General features: G+C 63.9%; 18 protein-coding genes. 13 read left to right on the top strand and 5 right to left on the bottom strand.

Annotated elements, in window-relative coordinates; translation table 11 throughout:
* Positions 1-71: 71 nt before the first annotated feature.
* On the bottom strand, positions 72-1,013 hold the full coding sequence (locus FIV42_RS11980) for a hypothetical protein (protein ID WP_141197915.1): 942 nt from the start codon (positions 1,011-1,013) through the stop codon (positions 72-74).
* Between the two features lie 149 nt (positions 1,014-1,162).
* Positions 1,163-2,821 carry a 1-acyl-sn-glycerol-3-phosphate acyltransferase gene (locus FIV42_RS11975; RefSeq protein WP_141197914.1) on the bottom strand — a complete coding sequence of 553 codons (1,659 nt, stop codon included), beginning with the start codon at positions 2,819-2,821 and terminating at the stop codon, positions 1,163-1,165.
* A gap of 211 nt (positions 2,822-3,032) precedes the next feature.
* Between FIV42_RS11975 and FIV42_RS11970 the strand changes: the two genes are divergently transcribed.
* The 10 genes from FIV42_RS11970 to FIV42_RS11925 all read left to right on the top strand — a co-directional run bounded on the left by FIV42_RS11970 (position 3,033) and on the right by FIV42_RS11925 (position 13,878).
* A complete protein-coding gene (locus tag FIV42_RS11970; RefSeq protein ID WP_141197913.1) occupies positions 3,033-3,680 on the top strand; it encodes a hypothetical protein in 648 nt (215 codons plus the stop codon).
* Positions 3,681-3,913: 233 nt separating this feature from the next.
* Positions 3,914-5,365 (top strand): IS701 family transposase, encoded by a 1,452-nt coding sequence (locus FIV42_RS11965; RefSeq protein WP_449304753.1) that lies wholly within the window; start codon positions 3,914-3,916, stop codon positions 5,363-5,365.
* A 235-nt stretch (positions 5,366-5,600) separates the two neighbouring features.
* On the top strand, positions 5,601-7,721 hold the full coding sequence (locus FIV42_RS11960) for a lamin tail domain-containing protein (RefSeq protein WP_141197912.1): 2,121 nt from the start codon (positions 5,601-5,603) through the stop codon (positions 7,719-7,721).
* A 167-nt stretch (positions 7,722-7,888) separates the two neighbouring features.
* Complete coding sequence (locus FIV42_RS11955) at positions 7,889-8,350, top strand: hypothetical protein (protein WP_141197911.1); 462 nt, start codon at positions 7,889-7,891, stop codon at positions 8,348-8,350.
* A 56-nt stretch (positions 8,351-8,406) separates the two neighbouring features.
* The gene (locus FIV42_RS11950; RefSeq protein ID WP_141197910.1) at positions 8,407-8,772 is read left to right on the top strand and encodes a hypothetical protein; all 366 of its coding nucleotides are present in this window, start codon (positions 8,407-8,409) and stop codon (positions 8,770-8,772) included.
* 3 nt (positions 8,773-8,775) lie between these two features.
* On the top strand, positions 8,776-10,365 hold the full coding sequence (kamC, locus tag FIV42_RS11945) for a lysine 5,6-aminomutase reactivase ATPase KamC (protein WP_141197909.1): 1,590 nt from the start codon (positions 8,776-8,778) through the stop codon (positions 10,363-10,365).
* A complete protein-coding gene (locus FIV42_RS11940) occupies positions 10,365-10,568 on the top strand; it encodes a hypothetical protein (protein ID WP_141197908.1) in 204 nt (67 codons plus the stop codon). Before kamC ends, FIV42_RS11940 begins: the two co-directional genes overlap by 1 nt.
* A 38-nt stretch (positions 10,569-10,606) precedes the next feature.
* Positions 10,607-12,028, top strand: a complete 1,422-nt coding sequence (locus FIV42_RS11935; RefSeq protein ID WP_141197907.1) for an amidase — start codon at positions 10,607-10,609, stop codon at positions 12,026-12,028.
* Positions 12,029-12,355: 327 nt separating this feature from the next.
* Positions 12,356-12,886 (top strand): transposase, encoded by a 531-nt coding sequence (locus tag FIV42_RS11930; RefSeq protein WP_141196618.1) that lies wholly within the window; start codon positions 12,356-12,358, stop codon positions 12,884-12,886.
* The gene (locus FIV42_RS11925; protein ID WP_141196617.1) at positions 12,883-13,878 is read left to right on the top strand and encodes an IS3 family transposase; all 996 of its coding nucleotides are present in this window, start codon (positions 12,883-12,885) and stop codon (positions 13,876-13,878) included. Before FIV42_RS11930 ends, FIV42_RS11925 begins: the two co-directional genes overlap by 4 nt.
* 337 nt (positions 13,879-14,215) lie before the next feature.
* Here the strand turns inward: FIV42_RS11925 and FIV42_RS11920 are convergent, their stop codons facing one another.
* Together FIV42_RS11920 and FIV42_RS30130 are read right to left on the bottom strand one after the other, a co-directional pair.
* Positions 14,216-15,574, bottom strand: coding sequence for an MATE family efflux transporter (locus tag FIV42_RS11920; protein ID WP_141197906.1), 1,359 nt, complete (start codon positions 15,572-15,574; stop codon positions 14,216-14,218).
* A 144-nt stretch (positions 15,575-15,718) separates the two neighbouring features.
* On the bottom strand, positions 15,719-15,856 hold the full coding sequence (locus FIV42_RS30130) for a hypothetical protein (protein ID WP_168210587.1): 138 nt from the start codon (positions 15,854-15,856) through the stop codon (positions 15,719-15,721).
* Between the two features lie 136 nt (positions 15,857-15,992).
* On the opposite strand from FIV42_RS30130, the gene FIV42_RS11915 reads away from it, so the two are divergent.
* Genes FIV42_RS11915 through FIV42_RS11905 form a run of 3 tightly spaced genes read left to right on the top strand, consistent with a single transcriptional unit; the run spans position 15,993 to position 18,045 of the window.
* Positions 15,993-17,279: a c-type cytochrome gene (locus tag FIV42_RS11915; RefSeq protein ID WP_168210586.1), complete on the top strand. Its 1,287-nt coding sequence runs from the start codon at positions 15,993-15,995 to the stop codon at positions 17,277-17,279.
* A gap of 34 nt (positions 17,280-17,313) precedes the next feature.
* Positions 17,314-17,694, top strand: a complete 381-nt coding sequence (locus FIV42_RS11910) for a hypothetical protein (protein ID WP_141197904.1) — start codon at positions 17,314-17,316, stop codon at positions 17,692-17,694.
* Between the two features lie 6 nt (positions 17,695-17,700).
* Positions 17,701-18,045, top strand: a complete 345-nt coding sequence (locus FIV42_RS11905; protein ID WP_141197903.1) for a hypothetical protein — start codon at positions 17,701-17,703, stop codon at positions 18,043-18,045.
* A gap of 27 nt (positions 18,046-18,072) precedes the next feature.
* On the opposite strand, the gene FIV42_RS11900 is transcribed toward FIV42_RS11905, so the two are convergent.
* The gene (locus FIV42_RS11900) at positions 18,073-19,461 is read right to left on the bottom strand and encodes an MATE family efflux transporter (protein ID WP_168210585.1); all 1,389 of its coding nucleotides are present in this window, start codon (positions 19,459-19,461) and stop codon (positions 18,073-18,075) included.
* Between the last annotated feature and the right edge of the window lie 70 nt (positions 19,462-19,531).

Here is a 19,531-nt window from a genome sequence, read left to right as displayed (position 1 = left end):
TTGGAGGATGGTAAGCACGAAGTTACGGATATGTAAGGCGCCAAAGAGCAGCGCCTACAAACCCGAACTCCCTACTCATGAAACACCGGCAACCCCAACAACGCCTCCACCACCTTGTGCGCCGTCATGTTTCCCTCGATCAGTTCGATCGCATGCTGCAAAATTGGCAGGTCGATTCCCGAGCCTTCGGCGACTGACTCGAGCGACTTGACCAGGTTGAACAGGCCGTTGGCGGCCACGCCGAATTCGGCGCGCAGCTGCTCGGGATCGACGCCTTCGCGGCGCATGAACTCGGCGCCGATGTCGGCCTCGGGGCTCGAACTGGGCGAGGTGTCCAGGTGCAGGTTGCCTGCGCCGGCCAGCCCGAAGGCGGTCTTCTCGTAGCCGCCGCGGTAGAGGACAAAGCGGGCCGTCTCGGCCAGCCCGCGGGTAAAGAGGGTCGCCTCGAGGCTGTGGCCAAACTCCATCTGGCGACCGATGCCAGACAGCATCGCGATGATGCGCGTGTAGGCGGCGGCGACCTCGGAGCCCTTGATATCTTGGTTTCGGTAGACCCGGAAGTCGGCGGTGTCGAGCGCGTCCTGGGTGAGCTCGTGGACCTCGGGGAACTCCGAGGCACACACGCCCGAGCTGGGGCGCCCGGCGAGGACGTCGGAGGTGTGGAACGGGCCGGTCAAAAAGCCGAAGCGCTGGGTGGGGGTCTCCTCGCTCAGGATCGCCGAGGGCGTGTGCAGCGTGCCAAACTCGAGGTTGCGGGTGGTGTGGATGAGGACGTGGCGGCCCGACAGGACGCTGCCGAGCTCGCGGCCGGTCTCGCGGACCCGGTGAATCGGCAGGCACAAGAAGATGATGGGGATCTCCCTCAAGTCACTCAACTCCGCGCGGCGCACGTGCTCGGGAAGCTCGACGTCACCGTCGGCGCCGTCGGCGTCCCAGTGGAACACGTCGTGGTTGCGAAGCAGGTGGGCGAGGGCTTCGAAGCGGTCGCCTTGTCCAACCAGGCCAACATCCATTTTTTTTCCTAAGGGTGACTAAGGGTGACTGAGGGTGACTAAGGGTGACTAAGGGTGACTAAGGGTGACTGGGCCGCTCAGTTGCTCGTAGTGACCCTTAGTAACCAGTGAGCGAAGCGAACGGCTTAGTTTCCCTTAGTCACACCAAATCATTGAGCGCGCGCAAACACTGCATCGAGGTCAATATCATAAGAGCGCACGCGGTTGCCGTAGTAATAGAGCAGGTCGAGCTTGTTAAGGAGCACGCCGTTCATCAACCGTTCGACGAGCTCGGGCACGTGGTAGGTGCGCAGGTAGCTGATGCCCTCTTCGAGGATCTCGGAGGCGTCGTGGTCGTGGACGAACTGTGACAGGCAAAACTCCTCGGCCTGCTCGCGTCTGTGCAGCTCTTCGAGTGTCGTCTCGAGCACCCGGTTGACCCGGTGCCAGGGGATGACCTCGCCGGTGGCCAGGCGCAGCAGCTTATAGACGTCCCAGCGCGGGAATTTGCGCTGCAAGATCTCGAAGAGCACGAACGCGACGATGTGCACCGGCATCAACACGGTGTTGGCCAAGAAGGCGTCGCCGATGCGCTCGCCGGTGTGGCGGGTGTACTGGCGGTCGCGCGACTCGTCGTGGCACACGTCTCCGGTGAGCGCCCCTTTGACGTAGCTGGTCGGGTCGACGCGGCGGCCGCGCCGGTCGTAGCTGTTGCCGTCTTTTTCGACGAGGTTGCCAAACGGGTCCATCGGGCGGCCGTAGCGGATGACCGTGGTCGACGACATCTGCATGGTGTTGAGCGCGAAGCGAACGACCTTGCTGATCTGGTTGAATTCGTCGTTCTCCAGAAAGTAGCGCCGCCCGCCTTCGCGCCGCAGGTGGTCTTTAATGAGGCTCTCGCCCTCGAGCACCAGGTTGTAGTTGATGGTGACCGGGCAGATATACAGCGGCTTTTCCTTGCCGTGGTTGAGCAGGTTGTTGGTGTAGGCGGTGATCGAGGTGCCCAGAAGGCCCAGCTTGAGATGCTGCTCGACCTGGTTGGAGCGCGAGCGGGTGCCGCCGGGGAAGAAGAGGCTGTGGTAGCCGCGCTCCAACAGTACCTGCGAGTAGGTCTTGAGCAGGTCTTTGTACAGCTGGTGCTTGATGCGCCGGTCGACCTTGTAGGCGCCCAGGTTGTGCATGAAGAAGCTGGTGAGCGGGTTGGTAAAGAGGTTTTTGCCCGCTCCGTAGGTCACCGGCGGCAAGCCCGACTGGTACAGCGTCCAGCCCATCAGGATCGAGTCCATGTTGGAGCTGTGGGTGGGCACGACCACCAGAGTGCCGCGGCGCGCCAGGTGGCGCAGCGTGTCGGTGTGGCCCTCGACGACAATTCGCTCGCTCAGGTCGCGGATATGCTTGTAGGCCTTGCGAAGGTGCATCAGGCCGATGGGCAGCTCGCGCAGATCTTGAGCCTTGAACAGCATACCCAGGCCCAGCGGCAGCGCGCCGGTGGCCAACTTGTAGACGCGCGGGTCGAATTTGCCGGCGATGTCGTCGGCGTAGGTGCGTGTCAGATCTCGCAAAATGTCACGCTTCTCCGACTCGCTCATCTCGCCGATGCGCCGCGAGATGTCCCGCCACCACGAGATGGGGCGGACCTCCTCTTCGGGGCCCTGCTCGACCTGCAGGCGCTCGACCTCCTGGAAGGCGGCGTCGTTGAGAATGTACTCGAGCCCGTCGTCATCGCTCTTGCGCGTCTCCGACAAAATGTCGGCGTAGCTTCGCCGGCAGACTTCCGAGACGATATGCGGGCGGTCTTCGTTATACCGAAACAGCGGGGGATGAGGCATGCTTGGTGACCTCGCGACAGCGTTAAATCGTAGTAGGGAATCTATAAATCGGATTGGGGCGGTGTGGCAAGGTGAGGAAGTGGCGCTGCAGCAAGCAAGGCAAGGTAAATCGACGAAGCCAGCCCTTGTCCAATTCGGCTATCTCCGGCACACTTTTCCCAGTATTGCAAACAACTGGCGCAAGCCACACATGCCCAATTGGGGAGCAGCCATGACTGACGACCGTCTAGACCAGTTGAGTCAGGTCGAGGATGCCGAGACCACTCTGCGCGACAGGCCGCCGGCCGATGAACCGATCGAGCTGTCGGCCTCCGATCTGATCGCGCTCGACGCCGACGAGCCCGAAGAGGAGGCGACCTTGGTGATCGAGCGAAGCCAAGTCGAAGGGGCCGATGCCACGCGTGATGATTTGCGCAACACGACCACCAACGAGGCGATCGACGCGATGACCACCGAGCGGAGTATCCCTCAGGAGTTGCTCGACCAGTCGCTGCGCACCGCCGAGCGGCAGCGCCCCTTGCTGCAGGCACGGTCCGACGAGGCCGACGGCGAAGAGGGCGCCAAGACCCTGAAATTCGAGGCGATTTCAGGGCCGAAGACCGAGAAGATGCAGGCGGTGGGCACCCAGCCGCTACCGGCGGTCGAGGACGACCCCGAGGCGACGGCGGTGCGCAGCACCGACAGCGGCGCCTGGGCCGAGGTCGACGAGGAGGGCTTCTTTACCTTCATGGTGCGCCCCGACGCCGAGGGCCGCGTCACCCTTCCCAAAGCGCTCTTTGCCGGGCGCGATCCTGCCGAAGGCGTGATGGTGTACGTGCGCGCCAAGAATCTGACCGTCGATTTGGCGGCCGATGAGTAGGTGTGGTTGGGTGTGGGATAATGTGAGGCCTTGCAGAATTCGAGGCGCCTGCTATTCTAGAGTTTCGCCATCTTTTCAGACGGTAACGATTGATACGGAGGTTCGAGAGGCCATCGGTTAGATGCAGCGCAAGACGTTGATCGGGAAGGGGAAAATAAAACGGGCTTCTCGACAGGTTGGTGAATTCGCCAAAAACCACCGAGCTGTCTCAAAACCCGCACCTCCCAAACATCATGACGTCGACGATTCTTCCGCTCATCGCTCAGTTTCGCAGCGCTTTTTCGGCTCCCAGTTTCGCTAACTTTCAGTTTCTTATGCTGGCCTGGCTGATGAATCCGGCGCGTGGCTGGATCTCCAATTGCCTCAGAGCCATCTTTCATATGCCCCAGCTCTATCCCACTGATCGCGGCAAGGCCAAGCACTTCTCGTGCTTCTACAGGCTTTTCAGCCGTGCCAAGTGGAGCACCGATGAGCTGGGGCACTTGATGCTTGGGCTTTTCGAGCCGTGGCTTGGCGAATCGGTGACCATCTTGATCGACGACACTCTGTGTCGCAGAAGCGGACCCATGGTACTCGGCGCAGGCTTCCACTACGACCCGCTGCAGGTCAGCTACGAGCAAGGTCGGCATCGTGTACGCTTTAGCTTCGGGCTCAATTTCGTGGTGCTCGCCGTTTGGGTGCCGTGTCCATTCGTCCACGCAAGGGGCGTGGCGATTCCGGTGCTCTTTCGGCTCTACCGCAGCAAAAAGACCTGTCCCGAAGGCAAGTGGAAGAGGCGTACCGAGCTCGCCGTCGAGATGCTCGAGGTCTTGAGAAGCTGGTGGCCGACGCGCCCACTCGAGCTGTGCGTCGATGACGAGTATGCCTGCAAAAGAGTCGGCGCCGTGCTCGACCAGAACATCATTTTGACGGCTCCGATGCGCTTTGACGCCGCCCTCTACCAACACAAACGCCCCGAGCACACCGGCCGTGGGCGGCGACCCATCTGGGGCAAGCGCCTCGAGACGCCCAAAGAACTCGCTCAGGACGCCTCGGTCCCCTGGCAACACATGGAGCTTGTCGTCTACGGCCGGACGGTTACGCTGATGGTCAAGACGTATCAGGCCCGCTGGAAGAGCATGGGCAAGGAACGGGTCTTGACGATCCTCGTCACCCGCGATCCGACCGGCACCTACGACGACCGCTGCTTTTTTCGCACTGAAGCAGACGCCGAAGTCCAGGATTTTTTCACGACGATCTGTCGGCGCTGGACGCTGGAGATGACGTTTCGAGATGCCAAACAGCTCTTGCACCTCGAGGACATCCAAAGCGGCTTTATCCACCGCGGCAAGCCAGCCAAAACCCATCGCCGAAAGCGGCCTGGGCCGCAAGCTCCCGTGGACGCCGACCCCAGAGCATCCAGACGCACCGGCCCTTTTGTCATGCTTGCCTATGGTTTTGTCGTGCGGTGGTATCTGGCACATGGGCAACCGGCTCGCGACCTGAAATGGGCGAAATTTCTAGCGCCGTGGTGGCGGCATAAGACCACCATCAGCTTTGGCGACATGCTCCAAGCGTTTCGCCGTCAGATGGAGCATGAACAATTATGGACGAACCCGCCTGAGCACGGCTTCGACGAAAATTATCTGCAGTCTCTGGGCTTCGAGCGGCCGAATCAGCAAAAGCTTTTCACAATGGCCGCTTGAATCCCTAAAACAAGCCTCAAAAGAGGCCATTAATTTTGTAATCTACCAGGGCAAGATGCCCTGGCTCCTATAGAATCGCTGTCGAAGATGGCGAAACTCTAGGCTATTAAGAGCTAAGACCATTAGAGAGTCGCGTATTTGTAGGGCTGGACGATCCGTGCTCTCTGGAATGGCCCAAGCCCCTGATAGCAGGCGCAGCGACTCTGCAAGGCCTTCAAATATTGGAGAATGACTTATGGCCGTATCGACCTCGATGAAACAATGGCTCACGCTGGCAATGATGGGCTCGATGACGCTTTCTGCGTGCGGCGAGGCCCAGGACGATGCGCAGGGCGCCGAGGAGATCCCCGCGGTGTTGAGCCCCGGCGAGAAGGCCGACGATTTTCGCAGCGAGTCGGCCCAGGAGTATTTCGTCAAGGGAACCACCACGATCACGCTCGACGAGAGCTACGCCGAGGTGAGCGAAGAGGCGCGGTTGCAGCGGGTGCGCGAGCTGATTCCGTACAAGCAGGTCGTCATCGGTTGGTTCTTGAACGCCTACCTAATCGACAAGTCCGAGGATAGCGGCAACGCCGGCTATGGCGAGCTCAAGGCGCTGACCAAGAACGGCTCCTACGAAGATCTCGGCATCGAGAAGGTCGAGGGGCTGACTTACAGCTTCGACTTCGTCCAAGAGGTCGGCGGCCAATTCGACCTGATCGACGAGCTCGCTCAGACGGCCGACGCCCAGCCCAACGCCGACGGCAGTTGGACCTTCGAGCTGGCGGTCGGGAACGTCTCGAACGCCGAGATGGAGCAGCTCGAGATGAACAACGAGTGGTATCGGCGAAGCCCGTGGTCGAGCTTCTCGCCCGACAACGTCGACGACTCGAAGTACTACATGCAAGAGCTTCGCATCGAAGAGCAGGAGCGAAGCGACGACGCCTGGCTCGACTACAAGCGCCTGTTCGAAGACGGCACGCTCGACGTCGAGGTCTTCTTCGGGTGGGATTATCACGACGCCTATCACCAGAAGCACGCCCGCGCGAGCTACGAGTGGCTGCTTCGAAACGGCTTCGAGTCGCCCACCGACACGTGGGAGGATTACGCCACGGACCGCGCGCCGCTGACCAGCACCTTGCAGACGCCCGACGGTCCGGTCGACGTCCACGTGACGTTGTGGTGGGGCGAGCCGGGCACGAGCACCGATCCGGACACCGACGCCGGCGGACGCGTGCTCGAGGAGGCGATGCGCGAGAGCCTCAAGACCGACGAAGTGACCATGTTCAGCGGCCACTCCGGCCCTTGGTACGGATTCGCGCTGGCCAATTGGCGCGAGACCCTCGAGGGTGACCTCGACGATTCGGAGATTCCCTCCCTTGAGATGCCCAGCGACAAGTATCAGCTCGTGGTCGCCGAGGGCTGCGACACCTACGCGCTGGGCGAGGCGTTCTGGCAGAACCCGAACAAGGCCGACCGTCAGAACCTGGACATCATCACGACCACCAGCTTCTCGAACGCCGGCACCGAAAAGGCGGTGACCGACCTCCTGGGCGCGGTGCTCGGCGTCGATTATCGCGAAGATTTCAAAGCGCAGCGCTACAGCGAGTTGCTCGAAGATCTGGACGGCAACAGCTACTGGTTCCAGACGATGTACGGCGTGCACGGCATCGACGACAACCCGCACGCCCACCCCTACGCCGACACCGCCGCCATCTGCACGGAGTGCTCGTCGAGCGCCGACTGTGGCCCGAACGGCAACGTGTGCGCCAACCTCGAGGGCACGAACGTGTGCACCTACGAGTGCACCGCCGACGACGGCTGCCCCGACGGGTTCACCTGTCGCGAGACGCGCACCGGAAGCTGGTTGTCGACCAGCGTGTGCGTGCCCACGACCTACACCTGTGACGAGATCGATGACGACGCCGACGCGGCGAGCGTGCAGATTTCTGAGCTCCTCGCCGACCCGGCACCCGGCCTCGACGGCGACGCCAACGGCGACGGCGAGCGCGACGCACGCGCCGACGAGTACATCGAGCTGCAGAACCTGTCCGACACGACCTTCGACCTGAGCGGTTGGACGCTCAGCGACAACGTCAGCGAGCGCTACACCTTCCCGGCGAACACCACCATCGCGCCGGGCGGCTACCTGGTCGTCTTCGGCGGCGGCGACGCCGACAGCTTCACCGGCGTCGAGGGCACGGTGCTCGTGGCCGACGGGCTGTACCTGAACAACGGCGGCGACAGCATCACGCTGACCAACCGCGACGGCGACGTCGTCGACGCGGTCGCCTACGGCGCCGAGGGCGGCGAGAACACCGCGCTCGTGCGCAACGGCGAGACCCTCGAGCAAGGCGCGGCCACGCCGGGGCGTTAGTTTTCAACTGACGGGGTCGGGGTTCGCCCTCGCGAGCCTCCCGGGAGCGCGGTCGTGCTTAAGATCGAACCGTCACCGAGGGTAAGCAAAGTCGAGGCGCCGCCAGGCGATCTCGACAAAGCGCACCCTCGGAAGGTCCAACGCTCGACAATCCGAGAGCCAAGAAGATGACAGACCAGGACGACAAGCAAGATCTCAGCAGCCTCAAGATGATCTTGTGGCTGGTCTATCTGTCGCTGTTCTTCAGTCTCTTCATCTACGCGTTGGTCATTCTGGTGATCCCGCCGCCCGAGGAGTTCGTGCCTCCCGAGATTGCGCGCGGCAACCCTCCGAAGATCTTGATCATTCTGGGCTTCGCCTCCCTGGCGCTGGTCCCCATCCTGCAAAACCTGCGAAAGCGCATGTTCTTCGAGCCGCTCGGAGAGGAGTGCTACCCGGGGAGCACCGAGGCGCGCAGCGCCTATTTTACGATGTCGCTGACGACCTGGATCATGTGCGAGCTCATCGGCGTGTTCGGCTTCGTGGTCCACTTTCTGACCTACGAGCCGTTCATGGCGATGCCGTTTGTGGTGCTCGCGGCGGTGTTGATGGGGTGGTATCGTCCGCAGACGGATGTGGCGGAGGAATAGGCTTATTGTGAGCCTCTTTCTTGTCATGATGTCCCCGTTCGATGTACGAGAAAGCCATGAGCCGTCAAAACGCCGAAAACGAACACGCCAACAATTCGCTTAAGTCGAAGCTCTCCTTCTTCGCGGTCATCGCCGTGATCGTGGCGGGCACCGCCTTTTGGTACCTGCTGACCCTGTGGGCTTCCGAGCCGGTGGGGCCCGAGATCGCCAAAAAGATGGCCGAGGACTTCGAGCACGAGTGCTTCCTCGACCTGCAAGACGAGGAGCAGTGCCGCAAACTCATCGGCCAGAACCACCGCGACTGCCTGTTCGACAATATCGAGAAGGTCGAGCCGGGGATGGGGGACAACGGCGGCAATGTGGTGCACGACCGCGACGGTTATTTGACTTGCATGCGTGAGAAGACTGGCGTCAGCTACTGAATTATGGACAACTTCATCGATTCGCCGACACATAGCGTTCTCGGTATTCGCGACTTTCTTGAGCGTCTGAGTCCCGACAGCCCTGCCGGAGAGGCGTTGGCGGCCGAGCCGCGCTTTTTCGGGCCAGCCGAAGCCGAGGCGTGGCGCGACGAGATGGAGCGGCTGGTCGAAGCCGAGGCGTTTTGCCGGGCCGAGCCCTCCTCGGAAGAGCACGTGCGCCAGGCGCTCGCCGAAGTTCCCGTGCTCGAGCGTCCCTTGCGAAGATTGCAGGTGGGGGAAGTCCTGGGTGAGGCCGACCTTTTTACGGCCAAGCGCTTTTTGTACTACGCCGGCGAGGTGGTCGACGCAGCGCTCGACCTGCTCGACGGGTGGGGCGTGCCCGAGAGCTGTCCCGAGCAGGTGCGTGGCTTGATGGAGGCGATCCATCCGCAGCAACGCGCGACGCCGCGATTTCACTTGGCCTCGGAGCTCAGCGACGAACTCGACGAGCTTCGCATCGAGCTTCGCCAAAAGAAAAAGCGCGAGCGAAAGCTTCGCGACGGGCTCGAGGAGGCGGTGGTCGCCGACCATGGCGGCACGTTCGACATCCACAACACCTACCGGCCCCCCGATTCACTCTCCAAAAAGACACTCGGCGCCGACGCGCGCCTCGAGCAGACACACGCCGGCTGGAAGCTCGCCGACGAGGAGCTCGCCGCGTTGTCGGCCGAGATCGAAGGGCTCGAGACACAAGTCGAAGAGGTCGAATACGACCTGCGCGCTCAACTCAGCGACCGATTGCGCGACCAGGTCGACTGGATGGCAAACCTCGCCGAGACGCTGGCGATGCTCGACCTGCGGCTCGCCAAGGTCCGGCTTCGCCGCGATCTGGAGGGCTGCTGGCCCGATCGGCAAAAACAGCCCGGTATTCTGATCGAGCACGGCCACGAGCCCCAAATCTCGAGGGTGCTCGCGCGCGAGGAGGTCCAGCCGGTCGCCGTCGAGGTGGAGCGAGAGCCGGTGGTGGTGACCGGGCCGAATATGGGGGGCAAGTCGGTGCTCTTGCGGCTGATCGGCATCTGCCAGTGGTGTGCCCAGCACGCCATGCCGGCGCCGGCGGCGCGTTGTGAGTTTTCGCCGGTCGAGGCGATCATCTACGTGGGGAGCGAAGAGCCCCTGGCCGAAGAAGTCAGCCAGGGTCTCTCGTCGTTCGGCCGCGAGGTCGGCCGGCTGGTCGACTGGTGGCATCGAGGCGACAGCCCGAGGCTGTGGCTGCTCGACGAACTCGGCCGCGGCACTCACCCCGACGAGGGCGCCCAGATCGCCGCCGAGGTCATCGAGAAACTCGCCGCCCGCGGCGATCGTGTGGTCGCGGCGACCCACTTTCCCGCCGTCGCCTCGCTGCCGGGGGCCAAAAAGCTGCGCATCGCCGGGCTCACCGAGCCGCGCAAGCTCGAAGCACTCCTCGACGGCGGCGATACCGACGTCCAGGCGGCGCTCCGCGCCGTGATGGACTACCGTCCCGTATCGGTCGACGCCCACCAAGAACACGACGTCCCCCGCGACGCCCGCGTCGTCGCACGGGCATTAGGTCTAGAAATTCGGAGCAAGTAATGGCTGACGAAAAAGAAATCAAAGTCTCGGGCGCCCCGCTCAAGGCGCTGGTACGCGCCGCCGAAGCCCCGGTGGTGGGCCATGGCGTCAAAAATCAGCTGTTGAGCCAGATGGGCCTCGACGCGCTGTTCGAGCTCGACCTGAGGGCGATGGGCGACCCTGCGCCTTATGGGACGCCGCTGCCGCCTGTGAACGACGACTGAGTGCCAAGAAGCTATGATTTCAATACCGGAGTTTTGTGATGGCTGATGGACGAATGACGGCGAGGGACTACGCCAAGGCGTACCGAGACGGCGAGCGCACGCCCGAGGACGTGGTGGAGGCGGCGATCGCGGCAGTGCGTCTGTCGGGTCAGCAGGCCCAGCCGCTCGATGCGTTCGTATTGCTCGACGAAGACGACGTGCGCAAGCAGGCTGCGCAGTCGGCGCGGCGCTTCGAGCAGGGCTCGCCCAAGAGCGTGCTCGACGGGGTGCCGGTGGCGGTCAAAGACGAGTTCGACATCGCCGGATTTCCGACCACGGCAGGCACCTGCTTTCGGGGCAACAAGATCGCCCGCGAGGACTCGGCGATCGTCGAGCGGCTGCGTGAGGCGGGCGCGATCATCTTCGGCAAGACCGCCATGCACGAGATCGGTTTTGGCGGCACGGGCATCAACCCCAAGCATATCACCGCTCGGAATCCGCACGACCTGAGCCGCGCGCCTGGCGGCTCGTCGAGCGGCTCGGCTGCTGCGGTGGCCGCCGGGGTGTGTCCCATCGCGGTGGGAAGCGACGCCGGCGGCTCGGTGCGCATCCCGTCGGCGTTTTGCGGCATTTACGGCATCAAGCCGACCTACGGGCGCATCCCGACGGCCGGCGGCGCGCTCTTAGCGTGGTCGCTCGATCATATCGGTCCACTGGCGGCGAGCATCGACGATCTGGCGGTGTTCTACGACTTGACCGCCGGGGCGCACCCGCGCGACGAGGAGACTCACGGGCAGCCCGAGCCGGAGCCCGTCGGCGAGCTCGACCCGCCCGAGCCCACCGAGCTTCGCATCGCCTGGACGCCCGAGATGGGCGAAGACGCCGAGGCCCCGGTCAAGCATGCGTTTTTGAACGCCATCGGCGCGCTGCGGCGCGCGGGGGCAGTGGTCGAAGAGCGCAAAGTCCCCCACATCCACCAGGCCCAGCGCGTCGGCTACGTCACAATGGCCGCGGAGGCCGCCGGCACCCAGCGCGACTGGCTTCGCCAACACCGCGACGAGTACAACTGGGACACTCGCCTCTTGCTCGCCGTCGGTGAGCGCATCAGCACCCAGGAGTATCTGCACGCCCAGCGCGTGCGCACGGTGGTGGTCGACGAGTTCGCCAAGGTCTTCGACGACTACGACTTCTTCATCACGCCCACCACCGGCATGGTCGCCCCCGAAATCACCCAAGGGGCGATGGAGACCGGCGAAGTCAACTCGCGCATCAATGCCTACGTGTCGCGCTACACGTTTTTGGGCAATATCAGCGGCTACCCGTCGGTGAGCATCCCCTGCGGCGTCGACGCCAAAGGTCTGCCGGTGGGGCTGATGATCTACGCGGCGCCGTGGAAGGAGAAGGCGTTGTTGAACGCCGCAGCGGCGATCGATGCGCTGGTCGATGGGGTGCCGAGGCCGCCGGTGTTTTTTGAGGTTTGAGTTAGGTTGGTTTCCTCCTCCTCGGTCCTCCTCCACTTCGCTTCGCTGCGCGGAGGAGGAGTCCCCTCCTCGGTCCTCCCCTACGCTCCGCTGTGCTTCGCGCAGGGGAGGAGGAAAGGCGGCCTCCTCCTCGGTCCTCCTCCACTTCGCTTCGCTGCGCGGAGGAGGAGTCCCCTCCTCGGTCCTCCCCTACGCTCCGCTGTGCTTCGCGCAGGGGAGGAGGAAAGGCGGCCTCCTCCTCGGTCCTCCTCCCCCCAGGTGTCAGGATAGTTGTCGCCTCTTCGATTGTTAGTTTCATGGAACGAAGGGGCAACAAGGAGATCCGAGATGAGTCCATATCCTAAAGAGCTAAAAGAGCGTCTTGTTCGACGGATGCTCGACGAAAAGATCAGCCCGGAGAGCCTGGCCGAGCTGAGCGGCGTGGGCAAGACGACGCTTTGGCGGTGGAGAAAGGCGGCGCTCGATGGTGCCTTGCGTGCTGAGGCAAAGCCAGAGTCGGCACCCGAGAGACGCTCTTCGGCCGAAAAGCTGCGTCTTGTGATGGCCGCCGAGGCGCTCGAGGGCAAGGAGTTTGGCGCTTTCCTGCGCGAGGAAGGAGTGCATACAAGCGACCTTCGACGCTGGAGAGCGCAGATGTACGAGGGGCTTGATGGACGCACCAGGGCCAAGAAGGAGGCCACCCAGAAGCTGCGCCAGGCCCAACGGGACAAGCGCGAACTCGAAAGCGAGCTTCGCCGAAAGGAGGCCGCGCTGGCCGAGACGGCCGCCTTGTTGGTGCTCTCAAAAAAGGCGCGCCGGTTGTGGGGGGACGAGGACGCTCCCATGATCGGCAAGAGCGACAAGTCATCCTCGACATGATCGCAGAGGCGGTCTCCCACGGCGCGCGTCAGGCCCAGGCCTGTCGGACCCTGGGCATCAGCGAGCGCACCATACAGCGGTGGCGAAAAGACCCGCAGGCCGAGGACGCTCGCCAGGGACCCCACAGTCGGTGTGCGCACGCGCTCACCGACGAGGAGCGAGCACAGGTGGTCGCCATCGCCACAGGTCGTGAATTCTGTGATGTGAGCCCCCGGCAGATCGTATGCAGCCTGGCCGACCGGGGCGAGTATGTCGCCAGCGAGTCGACATTTTACCGCGTGTTGCGCGAAGAGAAGATGATGACCCACCGCCAGCCAAGCCGGCCGCCGAAGCCCAGGCCGAAGCCCGAATTAGTGGCCGCCAGCCCCGGCCAGGTCTGGGTGTGGGATATCACATACTTGCCCACCCAGGTACGCGGCCGGTTTGTCTACCTTTACTGGATCATGGACTTGTTCAGCCGCAAGATCGTCGGCTTTAGCGTCGAAGACCAAGAATCGATGGAGCTGTCGAGCCGCCTCATTGAAAAGACGATCCTCGCCGAACAGGTCGAGGCGAGCGGACTTTGCATCCACGCCGACAACGGGGCTGCGATGAAGGGCTCGACGCTTCTGGCGACGCTGGAGCGCCTGGAGGTGGCCGCTTCGTTTAGCCGCCCGGGCGTCTCCAACGACAACCCTCACTGCGAATCGAGCTTTCGCACGCTCAAATACCGGCCTGGCTACCCCAAAAAGCCGCTCGACGGCGTGCATGAATGGTCTGAGTGGGTCGAGGCGTTTGTCCGCTGGTACAACACCGAGCACTATCACAGCGGGATCGGCTGGGTGACCCCCGAGCAGCGCCACGCGGGCGAAGACGTCGAGCTGCTACAAAGACGCCAAAAGCTCTATGAACAGGCGCGCCAAAAGAATCCCGCACGCTGGAGTCGAAGGCCGCGAGGATGGACGCGCCCCGAAGAGGTGCGGCTTGCGCCGCTCAATTTACAAGAGACGTAGATAATTCAGACGCGACAACTATCTTGACACATACCGCTCCACTTCGCTTCGCTGCGCGGAGGAGGAGTCCCCTCCTCGGTCCTCCCCTACGCTACGCGTTGCTTCGCGCAGGGGAGGAAGATGTTGCTGCAGCGCACCTTGTACAGAGATCGATCGAACGACATCTTCCTCTCCGCCCGTAGCGAAGCGAAGGGAAGGAGAGGACCGAGGAGAGGCCCCCTCTCCACCCGTAGCGAAGCGAAGGGAAGGAGAGGGATCGAGGGAGAGGCCCAAACCCCCTCTCCACCCGTAGCGAAGCGAAGGGAAGGAGAGGGATCGAGGGAGAGGCCCCTCAGACCTACTCAACAACCACCTCATGCCAACTCGTCCGGTTAAACCGCACCAACGTGATCGCCGCGACGACCACGATCTCGACGGTCAGCCCCAACCAAGCTCCCACCGCGCCGCCTTCGAGGGCGACGCCGAAGAAGTAGCTCGCCGGCACCATCACGAACCACGAGCAGGCGATGCCCGTCCACATGGTGAACTTCGTGTCGCCGATGCCGTTGAGGGCGCCGGTGGCGACCATGGCGATGGCGTCGAAGACCTGGAAGAGCGTGGCGACGTACAAGAGCCGCGTGCCCAGGCGCACAACCGTGGGGTCGGTGTTGAACACCGCCACCAGATGCTCGCCCAGGGCGAAGAACGCCACTCCGCAGGTGCCCATGACGCCAACGGCGACGAAGAGTACCGAGCGGAAGGCGCGTCGGGCCGCCTCGAAGCGGCGTGCGCCGACGTACTGTCCGGTCAGGATGGTGGCCGTCTCGGACAGGCCGTAGCCGGGCAAAAAGCTGATGCTGATGATCTTCAAGGCGATCTGGTGCGCCGCCAGCTGGTCTTCACCCATGCGCGCCAACAAGGCGGTGAAGGCGGTGAACGCGCCGACGCCCAGCGTGGCGCGTACGCCCATCGGGAAGCCGAGGCGCATCAACTTGTTGGCCACCTTCCAGTCGGGCTTGCGCACCAAGCCGGCGCGCCCGACGAAGAGTACCGTGGCGATGAGCATGCCGGTAGCCTGGGCGATGATGGTCGCCAGGGCCGCGCCGCTCACTCCCATCGCCGGGATGGGGCCGAGCCCGAAGATCAACAGCGGGTCGAGCGCGATGTTCACCGCGTTGGCGACCAGGTTGATCTTCATGGGCGTACGGGTGTTGCCGGTGCCCTGGAAGTAGTCGCAGTAGGCGATCGTGACGTACCAGAACACCGCGCCCAGGGCGCGCACGCCGAAATACTCTTGGGCCAGCGCCTGGACCTCGGGCGGCCCGCCCAGCACCGCGAAGATCGGCCCGCCGAACAGGGCGAGCACTGCGACGATGAGGCCGAAGGGGATGGCGAGCAAGGAGCCGAGCCACCCGGCCATCTTGGCCTCTTCGGGCCGGCCTTTGCCGGTCGCCTGCGAGCTCAACACCTTGGTGCCGTGCAGCGTCCCCATGAACAGCGAGTTCAGCAAAAAGATCGCCGTGGTCGCCAGGCCGACGGCGGCCAACTCGGTCTTGCCGACCCAGCCGACGAAGAGGGTGTCAGCCACCCCCATGGCCGTGTACGAGAGCATGCCGACGACGATCGGCCAGCTGATCTTGGCGACCTCGCGGATGCTTCCGGCCGGGGCGTCCGCCCCGTGACGATGCTCTAAATTGTCCTCGTTCTCCGTACTCATGATGTGCCTCGGGCGTCATCCCTGACGCCGTCCAAATGCTCGGCCAATACCGAACAAGAAAAACAAAAAAGCCGCTGGCAGTTCGAAGTCTGCCTGCGGCCCTTGAAGATGGGGGAGTATGTGCGTGAACTCTAAGTCACATCATCACACATCCTCACGTGCAGGCAGATGAATCGGCTGGCGAACCGACACGACAACCACGCGCTCGTCGACAAAAATGCCGGAGACGATCGGGTGGGAGTTGAGGCGGTCGAAGCCGTATGTCGGAAGGGTGCGATTCATCAAAATTGCCTGCAAAAAGTCATTCACTCGTCGCCAATTTCGTGCGACGCCTTTACGTGAACAGAAATCAGAAGGTGCGTCAAGAGGGTTTCTCGACCCTCGCCGGCAGAGTCGATATGCTAAGTGCATGATGTCGATGAGTTACAAGTTCGCGGGGGTGTTTGGAGTGGTGCTCCTCGGTTTGAGCGTCGCTTGCGGCAGTGAGCCGGCCGGTGGGCCGCGCGCGAGCGAACTGGAGCCGATCGAGCAGGGCAGGCGCTACGTCGAGTCGCCCGAGTTTCGGCGAGGCATCCTCGAGGCGAGCCTCGAAAACCCCGACAACCTGTATAGCCGCACGCGTCTGGCCCACTACGCCACGGGCGCGCCCGACAGTTGGGACGCGCTGCCGGTGCGCCGCCCGTCGGCCTCGCCGGTGACGACCGCCGATTTCGGCTCCTTCGACACGTTCGGCCGCCGTGAGCCGACTGGCGCGCCGGCGTCGGACCCGTGGTCCGCCGAGTGGACGCACGACGGGCTCATCGCGCTCGGTGAGCGCGCGTTTTACACCTATCCGCTGCGGGTCGACGGGCGCCTGGCGCCGGTGGTCGAAAGCCGCGAGAACGCCGAACGCGCCGGGTTTTGGGTCGACGAGGAGGGCCGGGTGGGCGGCGTGGTCGCCGAGTGGCTCGACAATGGCACCGAGATGGCGGCGTGGACCTGCTCGACGTGCCATGCCTCGGTGCGCGAGGGCGGAGGCCCGCTGGTCTCGGGCCGCTCGAACGCGAGCCTCGACGCCGGCGAGCTGTATCGGCTGGGCGGCATCGAGGGGACGCTGGCCGAAGGCTGGCGGCCCGGCCAGCTCGACCCGAGCCAAGATGCGACCGACAACCCCACCAAGATTCCGGACCTGCGCGCCGTGCGCTACCAGTCGCACCTGCACGCGGCAGCGTCGGTCGCCAACAGCCTGATGGCGTTGACGGTGCGCATCGAGACGTTGCTGATCGTCTCGCAGAACGCGACCGCGCGTCCGCCGCGCCAGCTCGCGTTCGCCATGGCGTATTATCTGTGGAACCTGCCGGTGACCAAGCGTGAGCAGGCGAGTGAGCAGGCTGGCGAGGCGGGGCGGGCACTCTTCGAAACCAACTGCAGCCGCTGTCACCACACCGACGGCAGCGTCGCCGAGCCGGTCGATTACCGGCTGGTGGGCACCGACCCCGCCGCCGCCCTCTCGCCGGCGCGGACCACGGGCCGCTATCGCATCCCGTCGCTCGCCGGCGTCGGCGACCGGCCGTACCTGCTCCACGACGCGTCGGTGCGCTCGCTGGACGCGTTTTTGGACCCCGAGCGCCCCGCGACCGTGCCGGGCCATCCGTTCGGCCTCGATTTATCGGCCGAGGAGCGCCGGGCGCTTATTGGATTCTTGCACACATTGCCCCTAGACTGAGTGAACTCGTCAGATCCGAGTAAATGGAGTTGTTATGAAGAAGTTGAGCTTTTTGGTCGCACTCGCAGGTATGTTGGCCTTGGCCGCCCCGGTGAGCGCCGACGTGATCGTCGACTGCTCGGGTCAGCCCGAGGGCAATATCTGCACCACGCCCGACGGCAAGACCGGTGAGTGCACCGACGTCGACGGGACCATGGAATGCCAGGTGCCCAGCGGCGGCGAAGATGCGGGCCCCGACGCCAGTGACGAAGACGCCGGCATGGACGAGGATACCGGCTCGACCGGCGAGTCGGGCTCGGATGACGCGTCCGACGAGGGCTGCAGCGTCAGCTCGGGCTTCGGCGCGCCGGTGAACACGCTCGCCCCGCTCTTCATCGGCCTGGGCATTCTGGCCGTCGCCCGACGCCGCGAGTAGTCCGCGATGACGCAATGGGAAGCGCTGGCGCTGACGCTCGCGCTCGAGGTGCCGGTCGCGCTGCTCATCGCCTGGCTGTGTGGACTGCGTGACGATTTGGCGCGGGTGGCCGCGGTGGCCGTAGCGGCTTCGTTGGTCACCCACCCGATCGCCTGGTACCTGGCTGTCAGCGGGCTCGCCGACTGGCCCTTCTGGCAGCGCGCGGCCGTCATCGAGGCCGCGGTCGTGGCCGCCGAGACGGTCGTCTACGCCAAGGCGTTGAAGCTGCGCTGGCCGCCGGCGCTGGGAGTTGCGTTTACCGCAAACGCCGTCTCGTTCGCCGGCGGATTGCTCCTCGTCCGGCTTCTCTGACCCCCAAGACTTCAATACCCACTAGGCTCACGCCGGCGCGAGACGCTTTACGTCTGCCCGCTGGGCTGCACCTTGCCAGTCGCTGCGCGTAAAGCGCAGGAGCGTAACGGCGGCCAACACGATGAGTTGGACGGTCATGCCCAGCCACGCGCCCACCGCGCCGCCCTCGAGGGTGAACGCGAACAGATAACTCGCCGGCAGCAGCACCAACCACGCGCTGCCCACCCCCATCCACATGGTGAATTTGGTGTCGCCGGTGCCGTTGAGCGCGCCGGTAGCCACGATCGCGATGGCGTCGAACACCTGATAGAAGGCGGCGACGAGCAGCAACTTGCTGCCCAGGTAGACGACCGAGGCGTCGGAGTTGAACACGCGCACCAGTTGCTCACCGAAGGCGAAGAAGACCACCCCGCAGGTGCCCATCAGGCCCAGCGCGATGAGCAGCGTCGACTTGAAGGCGCGCCGGGCTGCCTCGAAGCGGCCGGCGCCGAAGTATTGGCCGATCAGGATCGTGACCGTCTCCGAGAGGCCCTGGCCGGGCAAAAAGCTGATGCTCATGACCTTCAGCGCGATCTGGTGGGCGGCGAGTTGGTCTTCGCCCATGCGCGCCAGCAGCGCCGTAAAGGCGGTAAACGCCCCCACCCCCAGCGCGTTGCGAATGCCCATGGGCAAGCCGAGGTCGACCACTTTGTCGACCGCCTGACGCCATTTGGGCATGCGGATGAGGCCGACCTGGCGCATAAAGATCACCGCCGCGACGACCATGCCCGCGGCCTGGGCGATGACGGTGGCCAGCGCGGCGCCGCCGACGCCCATCGCCGGGATCGGGCCGAGGCCAAAGATGAGCAGCGGGTCGAGCGCGATGTTGAGCACGTTCGCCAGCACGCTGATCATCATCGGCGTGCGCGTATTGCCGATGCCCTGGAAGTAGTTGCAGATGGCCATCGCCACGTACCAGAAGATCGAGCCGGCGGCGGCCACCCAAAAATAGTCCTGAGCCAGCGCTTGCACCTCGGCCGGGCCGCCCATCAGCGAGAAGATGGGGGCGCCGAAGAACGCGAGCGCCGCGACGATGAGCCCGAACGGAAGTGCCAGGTAGACCCCCGCCCACCCAAAGCGCTTGGCTTCTTCGGGACATCCTCGGCCGGTCGCCTGCGAGCACAGCACCTTGCTGCCGTGCAGTGTGCCCATGAACAGAGCGTTGAGCAGCAGGATCGCGGTGGTCGCCAGGCCGACGGCGGCCAGCTCACTTGTGCCGATCCAGCCTACAAAGAGCGTGTCGGCCACGCCCATCACCGTGTACGAGAGCATGCCGACGATGATCGGCCAACTCATCTTGGCGACTTCACGAATGCTCCCATCGGACGTGTCTGTACCGGCCTGTCGAAGCGATTTGAGCGTTTTGAATCTACTCACAACTAACCTTGGAGCGCCGAATCGACGCATTTTCGTAGATACAAGAATACCGCAAGACCGCAGCAGACGC

It is taken from the genome of Persicimonas caeni (assembly GCF_006517175.1).
GTDB lineage: Bacteria > Myxococcota_A > Bradymonadia > Bradymonadales > Bradymonadaceae > Persicimonas > Persicimonas caeni.
Note: the sequence above shows the minus strand (reverse complement) of the source record. Positions and strands in the feature narration are given on the sequence as shown.

Coding starts and splice junctions, on each gene's coding strand:
- FIV42_RS11980 (WP_141197915.1), bottom strand. CDS start 1,013: ATGGATGTTGGCCTGGTTGGACAAGGCGACCGCTTCGAAGCCCTCGCC.
- FIV42_RS11975 (WP_141197914.1), bottom strand. CDS start 2,821: ATGCCTCATCCCCCGCTGTTTCGGTATAACGAAGACCGCCCGCATATC.
- FIV42_RS11970 (WP_141197913.1), top strand. CDS start 3,033: ATGACTGACGACCGTCTAGACCAGTTGAGTCAGGTCGAGGATGCCGAG.
- FIV42_RS11965 (WP_449304753.1), top strand. CDS start 3,914: ATGACGTCGACGATTCTTCCGCTCATCGCTCAGTTTCGCAGCGCTTTT.
- FIV42_RS11960 (WP_141197912.1), top strand. CDS start 5,601: ATGGCCGTATCGACCTCGATGAAACAATGGCTCACGCTGGCAATGATG.
- FIV42_RS11955 (WP_141197911.1), top strand. CDS start 7,889: ATGACAGACCAGGACGACAAGCAAGATCTCAGCAGCCTCAAGATGATC.
- FIV42_RS11950 (WP_141197910.1), top strand. CDS start 8,407: ATGAGCCGTCAAAACGCCGAAAACGAACACGCCAACAATTCGCTTAAG.
- kamC (WP_141197909.1), top strand. CDS start 8,776: ATGGACAACTTCATCGATTCGCCGACACATAGCGTTCTCGGTATTCGC.
- FIV42_RS11940 (WP_141197908.1), top strand. CDS start 10,365: ATGGCTGACGAAAAAGAAATCAAAGTCTCGGGCGCCCCGCTCAAGGCG.
- FIV42_RS11935 (WP_141197907.1), top strand. CDS start 10,607: ATGGCTGATGGACGAATGACGGCGAGGGACTACGCCAAGGCGTACCGA.
- FIV42_RS11930 (WP_141196618.1), top strand. CDS start 12,356: ATGAGTCCATATCCTAAAGAGCTAAAAGAGCGTCTTGTTCGACGGATG.
- FIV42_RS11925 (WP_141196617.1), top strand. CDS start 12,883: ATGATCGCAGAGGCGGTCTCCCACGGCGCGCGTCAGGCCCAGGCCTGT.
- FIV42_RS11920 (WP_141197906.1), bottom strand. CDS start 15,574: ATGAGTACGGAGAACGAGGACAATTTAGAGCATCGTCACGGGGCGGAC.
- FIV42_RS30130 (WP_168210587.1), bottom strand. CDS start 15,856: ATGAATCGCACCCTTCCGACATACGGCTTCGACCGCCTCAACTCCCAC.
- FIV42_RS11915 (WP_168210586.1), top strand. CDS start 15,993: ATGAGTTACAAGTTCGCGGGGGTGTTTGGAGTGGTGCTCCTCGGTTTG.
- FIV42_RS11910 (WP_141197904.1), top strand. CDS start 17,314: ATGAAGAAGTTGAGCTTTTTGGTCGCACTCGCAGGTATGTTGGCCTTG.
- FIV42_RS11905 (WP_141197903.1), top strand. CDS start 17,701: ATGACGCAATGGGAAGCGCTGGCGCTGACGCTCGCGCTCGAGGTGCCG.